This is a genomic window from Daejeonella sp. (genome assembly GCF_044232565.1).
Classification (GTDB): Bacteria; Bacteroidota; Bacteroidia; order Sphingobacteriales; family Sphingobacteriaceae; genus Daejeonella.
The window spans coordinates 1-12,090 of the sequence record NZ_JBIILQ010000065.1; the positions used below are offsets into that span (position 1 = coordinate 1).

The following is a 12,090-nucleotide window of genomic DNA, read 5'->3' on the forward strand; positions in this document are numbered from 1 at the left end:
TCGTTGGCTTAATGGGAGCTGCGATAAGTGGCAATTTTGTCGGTTATTGGTTTGGGAAAAAAACTGGCCCCGTACTCTATCAACGAGAAGATACTTTTTTCTTCAAAAAGAAATATCTCAAAGCCGCCGAGGTGTATTACAGAAAACAAGGTGCCTTTGCCTTAATCATGGGAAGGTTTATTCCTATCGTACGTACTTTTGCGCCAATAATTGCAGGTATTGTACGGCTTGATTTTAAAAAATTTGCATTTTATAATATTTGTGGTGCTTTTCTATGGATTACATCCTTAACTTTGCTTGGATTCTTTCTTGGTAGAAGTTTTGAAAAAGAAATCAATGATTACTTATTATATATCATTGTTGGTTTCATATTGATTACTACTATTCCGCTTATTGTTACCTACTTAAAAAGGAAAATTGGAGGAGATAGAGGCAATGAAGAAGAATCCAATTCCTAAAAAATATGAATAAAGACCATCCCTGGCATAGCGTTTCTCCTGGTGAAGATATTCCTTCCATTGTTAATGCAATCATAGAGATTCCGAAAGGGTCGAAAGCAAAATACGAAATCGATAAGGATTCAGGATTGATTAAGCTCGACCGCGTGTTATTTTCGTCAGTAATGTATCCAGCTAACTATGGCTTTATACCACAAACCTATTGTGACGATAAGGATCCACTCGATATTTTAGTTCTCTGCTCTGTAGATGTTTATCCCATGTCAATTGTTGAAGCCAAAGTTGTTGGTGTAATGCACATGGTGGATAATGGTGAGCAAGATGATAAGATCATAGCCGTTGCAAAAAATGATATGTCTGTAAATTATATCGAAGATTTAAAAGAACTTCCCCCTCATACCATGACCGAGATTGTTCGCTTTTTCCAAGATTATAAGGCTTTGGAGCGCAAAAATGTGAGTATTGAGCATCTTTTGGGTAAAAATTACGCTTATAAAGTAATTAAAGAAAGTTTAGAATTGTATAAGACCACTTTTGTAAATTTATAGAATTATGGGTCTCGCATTGTTTTTTACATTTTTCCTTGTTTTTCTTAACGGTTTTTTTGTAGCCGCCGAATTTGCCTTAGTAAAAGTTAGGGCATCTCAAATTGAAATTAAAGCTAAAACGGGTAGTCGCGTAGCAAAAATTGCTAAGCACATGACTCAGCATCTAGATGGATACCTCGCTGCTACCCAACTGGGTATAACTTTGGCTTCACTAGGCTTAGGTTGGGTAGGTGAAGCTGTTATGACCGATATTGTTAGCCGATTCTTTAATTTTTTACAGGTTGATATGTCTTCGTCGGTAGCTACCAATATCGGCCATGTGCTTGCATTTGCCATTATTACTGTGCTACATATTGTTTTCGGAGAACTTGCTCCAAAATCACTGGCAATTCAGCGCCCAATTGGTACTACCATGGGTATAGCATTACCTTTGCACTTTTTTTATCTTCTTTTCCGACCGTTTATTTGGCTATTAAATGGTTTTGCAAATTTTATTCTCAAAATCATGGGAATCAGTACTATTGGTGGCCACGAAGCTCATCATAGCTCTGAAGAACTGCAATACTTACTAGATCAGGGGAAAGAGAGTGGTGCCTTAGAAACTAATGAGCATGAGCTTATTAAAAATGTGTTCGACTTTAATGAACGTGTTGTGAAAAATATTATGGTGCCTCGGACTAAAATTTCAGGAATTGAGCTTAATACACCTCATAAGGAACTTCTTGATATTATTATTCGCGAAGGGTATTCTAGGATACCAGTTTATGATGAGACCATAGATAAGATTGTAGGGATTGTGCATGCAAAAGATATTCTTCCTCTCTTAGCAGAAAGCAAGGAGTGTATACTTAAAGATATTATCAGGAAACCTTATTTTATTCCTGAAACTAAAAAGATTAATGATCTTTTAAGCGAGCTTCAACTTAAACGTATTCAAATTGCCATTGTGCTTGACGAATTTGGAGGAACCGCTGGAATGGTAACTTTAGAAGATATTGTTGAAGAATTAGTTGGTGAGATCCAGGATGAATACGATGAGGAAAAGCCAATTGTTGAAAAACTGTCCGACAATGAATTTATTATTGATGCAACAGCATCCATTTATGATGTGAATGAATATCTTCCGCATGACTTGCCTGAAGATGGGGATTATGATACCGTTGCAGGCTTGGTAAGCGAAATTTTTGGTAAAATACCAGAAGTGGGCGAAATAAGTGATTTTAATGGATATACCATTACCATTCTTAAAAAAGCAGACCAGAATGTGGAATCTGTTAAACTTGAATTGGTAATTAATAGTGAGGATGCAGTAGATTTACGCTAAAAAAGGTTTTGGTTTATGCATATTTTCTATACACCTGATATCATCTCAAATACGCTTATTCTTAGTGAAGAAGAAAGTAAACATTGTATAAAAGTGCTAAGACTTGATACAGGAAGCTTACTTCATTTGGTAGATGGCATAGGCGGTTTTTATGATGCATTAATTGAAGACCCACATCCCAAAAGAACTAAGCTTAAAATCGTAAAAAAGATTGAAAATTTTGGTAAGCGAAACCATTATCTACATATTGCCTTAGCCCCTACCAAAAATATTGAGCGCATTGAATGGTTTTTAGAAAAAGCTACCGAGATTGGTATCGATGAAATTACCCCTATAATTTGTGATCGTTCTGAAAGAAAAGAAATTAAGACTGAACGTTTAAATAAAGTAATTACCTCCGCTGTAAAGCAATCTATTAAGGCTTTTCATCCGAAGTTGAATGAGCCAATACGTTTTAACGACTTAATTTCTAAAACTACAAACGCACAAAAATTTATCGCTCACTGTATGGATAGTGGTAAAGTCGCGATAAAAGAGCAGCTCATACCCAAGGGCAATTATTTAGTTGTAATTGGTCCCGAAGGTGATTTTACCTTCCAAGAGCTTGAAGTTGCCATAACTAATAATTTTATTCCACTTAGCTTAGGTGATTCGAGACTTAGAACCGAAACTGCAGCACTCGAAGCCTGTTTTGAAATTAATTTTTTAAACAGATGAAGCATTTATTAAGCTATTGCTTAGTATTTCTATTTTTTCTCTTTGTGGGATTCTCTTTCAACGCACCTTCCTATAAAATAGCTAAGTTGAAGTATAACGGGGGTGGCGACTGGTATGCTAACCGAACAGCACTTTCAAATCTCCTTAGTTTTTGCAATAAAAATCTGGGAACTAATTTTGAGCGAGATGAAGCAATAGTTGAAGCGGGGAGTGCAGATATTTTTAACTATCCATTTGTGTATTTAACAGGACATGGGAATATCAATTTCTCCGATCAGGAAGCTAAAAATTTGCGAAATTATTTGATGGCTGGTGGATTCCTTCATATTGATGATAATTATGGATTGGATAAATTTATTAGGCCTCAAATGAAACAGGTTTTTCCGGAGCTCGATTTTATTGAATTACCAGTTCAGCACCCCATTTATAATCAAAAATTCAAATTTTCTTCTGGGCTTCCTAAAATTCATGAACATGATGGTAAGCGGCCCCTCGGACTTGCTTTGATTTATAAGGGCAGGCTTATTTGTTTTTATTCCTATGAGACTGACCTCGGTAATGGCTGGGAAGATGCTGGAACATATCCTGGTGATTCTGAATCGACAAGGCAAAAGGCACTTCAGATGGGTTCAAATTTAATTCAGTACGCACTAAGTCAATAAAGCATGCTCAAGGTAAAGGTTAATAACAAGTTCAATTTTGAGCTTTCAACAGAAAGAAATCAAACATTAATTAATGGTCTTCCATTTCAGGGCGATATTTTGAAAGTTAATGATCGGTCTTTTCATGTAATTTTTAATGATAAGTCGTACCATGCCGAGCTGATTGATTTCGATAAGTCTCAAAAAACATGCACTGTAAAAGTTGGAAATAATATTTATCCCATGCAACTGAGCAATCAGTTTGATGAGCTTTTGCATCAATTAGGGATGGATAGTCAAAACACCTCAAAAATTGCAGAGCTTAAAGCTCCTATGCCGGGTCTAGTTTTAAGAATTCTGGCTTCGGAGGGAGATAAAGTGATGAAGGGAGGGAATCTACTGGTTTTAGAGGCCATGAAAATGGAAAATATTATTAAGGCCCCTGCAGATGTTACAATAAAGTCGATAAAGGTAATTGCTGGTGATAAAGTCGAAAAGAACCAAGTAATGATGATATTCTCCTGATTTATTGTTTTCATAAATAAATTTTAGTGTCTGGGGGAATTTTAATTAAAAGATCAAATTCTCTACTACCCCGTGTTGTCATTTCGAACAACGAATTAAATATTGAGGTTTATAATATTATGATGAGTGGAGAAAAATTAGAGTGATAATAGAAATTTACAACTAATACTACGTCTTTTATGACTTTTTCCCCGCTCTTGGCCGCGGGGGCCTAGTTACTTTTTCGTGGTGAAAAAGTAACCAAAAAACCACCGCTGCGTCTGATGCTATGAAAGGCAGTGGGATGGCTAGGTTTGTCATTGCCGCACCAGCCAAGGCGGAAGATCGGTTGGGGAAGGACAGTGAGCGGACGATTTGTGGTGGGTTTGGAATTAGTATTTCCATTCAATTTTCCTGGATGAAAATTAAACATGCCGAGGCTCTTCGCCGAGACCATGAGACCCTTTAAAAAACAATAAACAACAATCGAATAAACCCCACCACTGCGTCTGATGCTATGAAAGGTTCTGCGAAGGCTAGGTTTGTCATTGCCGCACTAACCAAGGCGGAAGAAGCGATTGTGAAGGGTCTGTGAGCGGACGATTTGTGGTTTGATTGAAATTAGTTTTTGTAGCATAATCCTCTTGTCATTGCGAGGAGGCACGACGAAGCAATCTCTTTGTTACACGAATAATCATGAGATTGCTTCGCTACGCTCGCAATGACAAGAAAAAACCCCCGTAATGACAGAAAAAAGTGCCGCAATGACAGGAAAAAAGCTTCGGAATGAACTGGGATTTTAGGCGTCATGCTTTTGCCCGCAGCAGCTGTTAAACAAAAGGCAAAAGAAGGCCTTGTGAGTTTGGGGAGGGCATTGTTTTACCCTTCTGTAAAACGCAGCCCGTGTGCTTTTGGTTTTTGTGTGCGGTTGGATTGCGCCGGCTGCCTTAGAGGAAAAAAAAGGCTTTTGTTTCTTTTGGTCTTCAAAAGAAAGAGAATTCAAGGCAATGAAAATATAAAAAAGATTCTAACCAAAAGGGAGCTTGCTTTTTATTACATAATTAAAAACATATTAAATTCAATATAAATGGCTTTTTTATAAAAATTTTATTTTAGCCGGACAACAGTGTAAATAAATATATAATCCTCCAATTTTATTTCTTTAGCTAAATAAATATTGCTAATTTTCATAAAACTTTTTATGAAAAAGTTAAACAAGAATATCCAATGGCTATAGAAATTAAAACTAAAGGCGAATTATACGATGTCTGTATTGTAGGTTCAGGTGCAGGTGGCGGAATGGCGGCGAAAATACTAACAGAAGCAGGGTTAAAAGTCGCATTGCTTGAAGCAGGTCCTGATTATGATCCTGCAAATCCAGAACAACAAACACAATTAAAATGGCCATATGAATCGCCAAGAAGAGGTGCTAGTACAAATCGTGCTTTTGGCGACTTTGATGCGGCTTATGGTGGTTGGGAAATTGAAGGTGAACCCTATACGCAAAATGAGGGATCTCAATTTGACTGGTTTCGCTCAAGAATGCTTGGTGGTCGTACCAATCACTGGGGAAGAATCTCGCTTCGATTTGGCCCTAAAGATTTTAAGCGCAAAGACTTTGACGGACTAGGGGATAATTGGCCTATTGGATACGATGATGTAAAGCCATATTATGATCGTATTGATAAAATGATCGGTGTTTTTGGTACAAAAGAGGGAATTTATAATGAACCTGATGGCTATTTTCTCCCGCCTCCAAAGCCAAGGCTGCATGAGCTAATGATTAAAAAGGCAGCTACCAATATTGGTATTCCTGTTATTCCAGCCCGTTTATCAATTTTAACGCGACCTATTAACAAGGATCGTGGCACTTGTTTTTTCTGTAATCAGTGTAACCGTGGGTGTTCAGTACATGCCGATTTTTCTTCCTCAACATGTTTGGTAAAACCAGCTCGTAAGACTGGGAATGCGGACGTGTATGTAAATGCGATGGCACGTGAGGTTTTAACTAATAAAGAAGGACTTGCAACCGGCGTTTCTTATGTAGATAAGACCGATATGCAGGAATATCAAATAAATGCAAAAGTTGTAGTTCTTGCTGCAAGTGCTTGTGAATCAGCTCGTTTGCTATTAAATTCTAAATCTTCAGCACATCCAAATGGCCTTGCCAACTCAAGTGGAATGGTGGGTAAATACCTGCATGACTCCACAGGAGCTTCTAGAGGTGCTTTCATTCCCCAGTTAATGGACAGAGAACGTTATAATGAAGATGGCGTTGGTGGTCTGCATTTATATATTCCTTGGTGGCTCGATAATAAAAAACTTGACTTTGCGCGTGGCTATCACATCGAATTCTGGGGTGGTTTAGATATGCCTTCCTATGGTTTTGGCTTTGGAATGGAGAAAACCAATGGGAAATTTCCAGCTAAGGATGGAAAAATGAAGGCTGCAGGTGGATATGGTGCATCTTTAAAAGATGATTACCGTAGGTATTATGGTTCTACCGTAGGTTTTGCCGGTAGAGGTGAAAGTATTCCAAGAGTTGAAAATTATTGTGAAATTGATCCGGGTGTAGTTGATAAATATGGCATTCCTGTCTTGAAATTTAATTATAATTGGTCTGATCAGGAGGTGAAGCAGGCCAAACACATGCAAGATACTTTCGAAGAGCTAATTCATGCAATGGGAGGTGTTGCAAGTGGTGAGAAACCAGGGGAAGATCGTAAATACGGATTAGAAACACCAGGTAGAATCATACATGAAGTTGGTACAACCCGTATGGGAAATAACCGAAACACTTCCGTATTAAATAAGTACAACCAAGCTCATGATGTAAAAAATCTATTTGTAGTTGATGGAGGTGCATTTGTTTCTCAGGCGGATAAAAATCCTACCTGGACCATCCTAGCCTTGTCTATGCGAGCTTCAGAATACATTGTTGATCAGTTAAAAAAACAAAATATTTAATCAGATGAATAGAAGAGACTCACTCAAAGCATTGGCTGTTGGAACAGTTAGTGTTGGTGCTATTTTAGCCACTTCTTGTGATAAAAAAGATGGAAAAGACGCTGCAAATAGTGGCAAAACTGGAGTTTATGGTAGAACACCTGAAGAGAAGTTGATTGATGAAAAGTTGATGGCTGAAACGTTCTTTTCGGCAGCAGAACTCGGTACAATCACTATTTTGGGTGATATCATCATTCCTCGTGATGAGCATTCGGGTAGTGCTAGTGATGCCAAGGTTCCAGAATTTATAGAGTTTATCGTAAAAGATCAACCAAGGTATCAGCTTCCAATGCGTGGCGGATTAAAATGGCTTGATGTTAAATCACTTAAACTCTTTAAGAAATCCTTTGCCGATGCAAGTAAGGAACAACAAATTGAATTAGTAGAATTAATTGCATACCCCGAAAAGGCCGCTCCAGAGAATTCTGCAGGAGTTAGCTTCTTCAATACCTTACGTAGTTTAACAGCTACAGGTTTCTTTACTAGTAAAGAGGGTATAAAAGATATGGCCTATAAAGGAAATCAACCAAATGCATGGGATGGTGTTCCAGACAAGGTTCTAAAGCAATTTGGTTTGGAATACGATCAAAAAACTTTAGATGAGTGCCTCAAGATGGAGGATAGAGGCAAAATCATGACTTGGGATAGTTAATGTTAATTTAATGTTCTATAAACAGATAAGACTGAGGCTAGTGCTTCGGTCTTATGTGTTTAAATTGATCTTGATCTAATCTTTTATTAATAGCAATAGCTTTAATTTGTATTGTAGAAATTATACTAATATTCTTTTTCGAATTGAATCAATAAACTCATAAAATGCAATATTTCAAAAACCATTCAAACACAGGATTTAGCACATTTTTAGTTTTTTTATTGTTGAATGCAGCATTTGCATCAGCCCAAAATAAAGCTATCCTTTCAGCACCTAGTAAAGTGTTGTTGCCAAACGGCTGGTCTTTAAGTCCGGCGGGTAGGTCACTTCCACTCGGGGACCTACCATTAAATATCCAGATATCTGCCTCTAAAAAATTAATGGCAGTAACTAATAATGGTCAGAGTAAGCATAGTATTCAATTAATCGACGCTATATCTGAGAAAATATTATACGACCAACCCATAGGAAAGGCATGGTATGGTTTAAAGTTTAGTGCTGATGAAAAAAAGCTATATGCTTCTGGTGCAAATGATAATATTGTTTTGGTTTATCCAATAGTCAATAAAAAATTCGGTGTTGCGGATACCATTGTAATGGGAAAGGCCTGGCCTAAAGAGAAAATTGGACCCACAGGTATTGACGTTGATGATGAAGGAAAACGTTTATATGTTGTTACAAAAGAAAATAATTCCCTTTATGTTTTTGATTTGAACACTAAAACATTAATCAATAAAGTTAATTTGGGTTCCGAAGCTTATGATTGCCTCCTTTCGCCTGATAAATCAAAGCTTTATATTTCTTTATGGGGAGCTGATAAACTTGCTGTCTATGATGTAAAGGACCAAAAAATCAGCTCAGAGATTTTAACAGAGAGCCATCCCAATGAAATTATTCAAAATAAATCCGGGGATTACCTTTTTGTGGCCAATGCAAACGACAATTCGGTATCGGTTATTGATACAAAAACAGGAAGGGTGATTGAAGTGATTTCAACGGCGATGTACCCTACAAAACTAACAGGATCAACCACCAATGGTTTAGCATTATCTGAAGATGAAAAAACACTTTATGTTGCCAATGCTGATAATAATTGTTTGGCAGTATTTAATGTGTCAAATCCTGGAAAAAGTACCTCAAAGGGCTTTATTCCTACGGGTTGGTATCCAACTAATGTACGCGTTGCAGGGAAAAAGATATTTGTTTCAAATGGTAAGGGCTTTAGCTCAATGGCCAATCCTGATGGTCCGCAACCCATTAAAAAGACAGACGATAGTGGCGTACATCTTGGCATTAGTGCACAAAAGGAGGTTCAGTACATTGGCTCCTTATTTAAGGGAAGCTTATCTATAATAGATTCACCAACTGATTCACAATTAGAATTATTTTCTAAACAAGTTTATGCCAATACGCCTTTTAATAAGCAGGTTGAAGTAATATCAAAAGGCTCAGCCAATAATCCTATTCCTAATGTTCAAGGCGGGAAGTCTCCAATTAAATATGTTTTTTATGTAATCAAGGAAAACAGAACCTATGATCAGGTTTTTGGTGATATTAAAAAGGGTAACGGCGATTCCACTCTTTGTATTTTTCCTGAAAAGGTAACACCTAATCATCATGCACTTGCTAACGAGTTTGTACTTCTTGATAATTTTTATGTGGATGCCGAGGTGAGTGCCGATGGTCATAACTGGAGTATGGCGGCCTATGCAACAGATTATACTGAGAAAACTTGGCCAACAAGTTACGGTAGTAGAGGAGGAACCTATGATTATGAAGGCAGTCGTAAAATTGCATATCCCCGCGATGGTTATATTTGGGATTATGCCAAAAGAGCAGGTATTTCTTACCGTAGTTATGGAGAATTTGTAACCAAAAATGGTCCGACAATAAAATCGCTTGTTGGTCATGCTGCTACCAAATACGCAAGCTATAATTTAGATATAAAGGATGTTGATAGAATTTCTGCTTTTAAAGCTGATTTCGATTCTCTTTTAGCGATTAATTCTGTTGCTCAGTTTAATACTATAAGACTAGGTAATGATCATACAAGTGGTCAGCGTGTAGGAAAACCAACTCCAACTGCTTATATGGCTGATAATGATCTTTCTTTAGGCCTCTTAGTAGAGCATATTTCAAATAGTAGCATCTGGAATGAGTCGGCTATTTTTGTTCTGGAGGATGATGCTCAAAATGGTCCCGATCATGTTGATGCCCACCGTTCACCTGCTTTCGTAATCAGCCCTTATACAAAACGCAATTCTGTGAACAGCTCCATGTATTCTACCTCTGGCATGCTACGAACTATGGAATTGATTCTAGGGTTACCTCCAATGAGCCAGTATGATGCAGCTGCAGTTCCATTATCTGATTGTTTTACCAATACCCCTGACTTCAAGCCATACACTGCGAAACCAGCAAATGTAGATCTGGAGCAGCTTAATATTGCCTGGAACAAAAGTGCTGAGCGTTCACAAGAATGGAATTTTGCCAGAGAAGATGCAGCACCCGACCTCGACCTGAATGAGGTAGTTTGGAAATCAGTTAAAGGTGAAGATTCAATTATGCCAGCTCCGCGCAGAAGCGCATTTGTTAAACTTGAACTAAAGAAGAAGAACGATTGAAAACATCGAGTGAATAATCTCAAAAAATTCATTCTTTGGTCTAAATGATTAATCTTTTATAGAAACAATTTTCAATCCTGGATGAAAAAATACCTGCTTGCCCTTTTTTTAATGGCGATAAGCCTTCCCTTATTAGCTCAGAACTTAGGAGGAAGGGTTTTCAATGAAGTTACGAAAAACAGGCTTTCTGGCGTTAATATTAAGCTTGAAGGTGTCATAACTTATACGCTATCTACGGATGATCGGGGAGAATTCAATCTTAATAAACTTGTTTCAGGCAAATATAGCCTAAAGGCTAGTAGGGTGGGATATGAAACCTATTCTGTTGTTTTTGAGTTTCAAGCCGGACAATTTTTGGACATCCAAATTCCATTAAAGGAAACTTTAAGGGCTCTCCCAGAAGTTGAAGTCATTTCAGCATCCAGAAGGAACACTTCCAGCTTGAAATTGCCCTTTGCATCCAGTACATTGATTAGACCATCGCAGTCAGAAAATATTCCGCGCTCAACGCCAGAATCATTAAGTATCATACCAGGTGTTTTTGTCCAGAAAACAAATCATGGTGGCGGCTCGCCCTTTATTAGGGGCTTAACAGGCAATCAGACTCTCATTTTGGTTGATGGTATCAGAATGAATAACTCAACTTTCAGATATGGTCCTAATCAATATTTAAATACGGTGGATCCATTCTCCATTGATAAAATTGAGGTTCTTAGAGGAAGTGGCTCAGTTCAGTATGGTTCGGATGCAATGGGTGGTGTGATTCAGGTTTTTACCAAAGACCCAGGTTTTTCGGAAAGAACAGATTTTAAAGGTGCTGTAAACGGACGCTATGGAAGTGGGGATATGGAAAGATCTGGCAGTGCTGAGTTTGTGTATTCATCTTCAAAATTGGTTTTTTCAGGTGTGCTAGGATTGAAGAATTTTGGTGATCTTGTTGGTGGTGATACTACTGGAAGACAATCGCCCTCGGGATATACGGAGTCTGATGCAAGCTTAAAGGTTAAATTAAAAATTTCAAAAAATTCAGAACTTACGCTTGCCAATCAATTTGTACAACAGAATGATGTGGATGTTTTTCACAAGGTCAGGCTTGAGAATTTTAAGATCAATAAGATGGGGGTTCAGGGTAGGAATCTGACTTATGTAAAACTAAGAATGGGGCAATCAAGCCCGCTTTTTAAAGAAGTAAACATTACGGGCTCCCTCAATAGTACAATCGAGGAAAGAAATAGCTTGAAAAATGCTAGTCTTATTTCCGGATTGGAGAAGGATAAGGTAAGTTCATCTAATTTTTCGGTTGAAATATTTTCGGACCTCACTAAGAACTGGACTGCAAATAGCGGATTGGAATATTATAAAGACAACATAAATAGTAAGCGCAGCAACGTAAATAGCCAGAGTGGAACCATCACTATGCTACGCGGATTGTACCCTAATAATTCTTCCTATTTAAATACTTCTTTGTATTCTCTTCATCATTTGCAGTTAGGACGTTTTAATATGGAAGCTGGTGTTAGATACAATTGGCTAAAGGCTTCCATATTTGATAATAATCTTGGACAGCTTGAAGTATCGCCTAATGCTTTTGTATGGAATACCGGACTAAACTACAC

The 12,090-nt window shown here is 37.6% G+C and carries 10 protein-coding genes; all 10 read left to right on the plus strand.

Annotated features, from left to right (window positions below; translation table 11 throughout):
* On the plus strand, positions 1-458 hold a 458-nt coding region (locus tag ACILQF_RS05435), incomplete at its 5' end, for a DedA family protein (RefSeq protein ID WP_395626400.1).
* A gap of 5 nt (positions 459-463) precedes the next feature.
* Positions 464-1,006, plus strand: a complete 543-nt coding sequence (locus ACILQF_RS05440) for an inorganic diphosphatase (protein WP_395626401.1) — start codon at positions 464-466, stop codon at positions 1,004-1,006.
* A gap of 4 nt (positions 1,007-1,010) precedes the next feature.
* Positions 1,011-2,330, plus strand: coding sequence for a hemolysin family protein (locus tag ACILQF_RS05445; protein ID WP_395626402.1), 1,320 nt, complete (start codon positions 1,011-1,013; stop codon positions 2,328-2,330).
* Between the two features lie 15 nt (positions 2,331-2,345).
* Positions 2,346-3,047, plus strand: a complete 702-nt coding sequence (locus ACILQF_RS05450; protein WP_395626403.1) for a 16S rRNA (uracil(1498)-N(3))-methyltransferase — start codon at positions 2,346-2,348, stop codon at positions 3,045-3,047.
* The gene (locus ACILQF_RS05455; RefSeq protein WP_395626404.1) at positions 3,044-3,709 is read left to right on the plus strand and encodes a DUF4159 domain-containing protein; all 666 of its coding nucleotides are present in this window, start codon (positions 3,044-3,046) and stop codon (positions 3,707-3,709) included. The genes ACILQF_RS05450 and ACILQF_RS05455 overlap by 4 nt, the downstream gene beginning before the upstream one ends.
* Before the next feature lie 3 nt (positions 3,710-3,712).
* Positions 3,713-4,213, plus strand: coding sequence for a biotin/lipoyl-containing protein (locus ACILQF_RS05460; protein WP_395626405.1), 501 nt, complete (start codon positions 3,713-3,715; stop codon positions 4,211-4,213).
* Positions 4,214-5,419: 1,206 nt separating this feature from the next.
* Positions 5,420-7,159: a GMC family oxidoreductase gene (locus ACILQF_RS05465; RefSeq protein ID WP_395626406.1), complete on the plus strand. Its 1,740-nt coding sequence runs from the start codon at positions 5,420-5,422 to the stop codon at positions 7,157-7,159.
* A 4-nt stretch (positions 7,160-7,163) separates the two neighbouring features.
* Entirely contained in the window at positions 7,164-7,850 is a 687-nt protein-coding gene (locus ACILQF_RS05470) for a gluconate 2-dehydrogenase subunit 3 family protein (protein WP_395626407.1), read from the plus strand.
* Positions 7,851-8,014: 164 nt separating this feature from the next.
* A complete protein-coding gene (locus ACILQF_RS05475; RefSeq protein ID WP_395626408.1) occupies positions 8,015-10,474 on the plus strand; it encodes a bifunctional YncE family protein/alkaline phosphatase family protein in 2,460 nt (819 codons plus the stop codon).
* A gap of 81 nt (positions 10,475-10,555) precedes the next feature.
* On the plus strand, positions 10,556-12,090 hold a 1,535-nt coding region (locus ACILQF_RS05480; RefSeq protein WP_395626409.1), incomplete at its 3' end, for a TonB-dependent receptor plug domain-containing protein.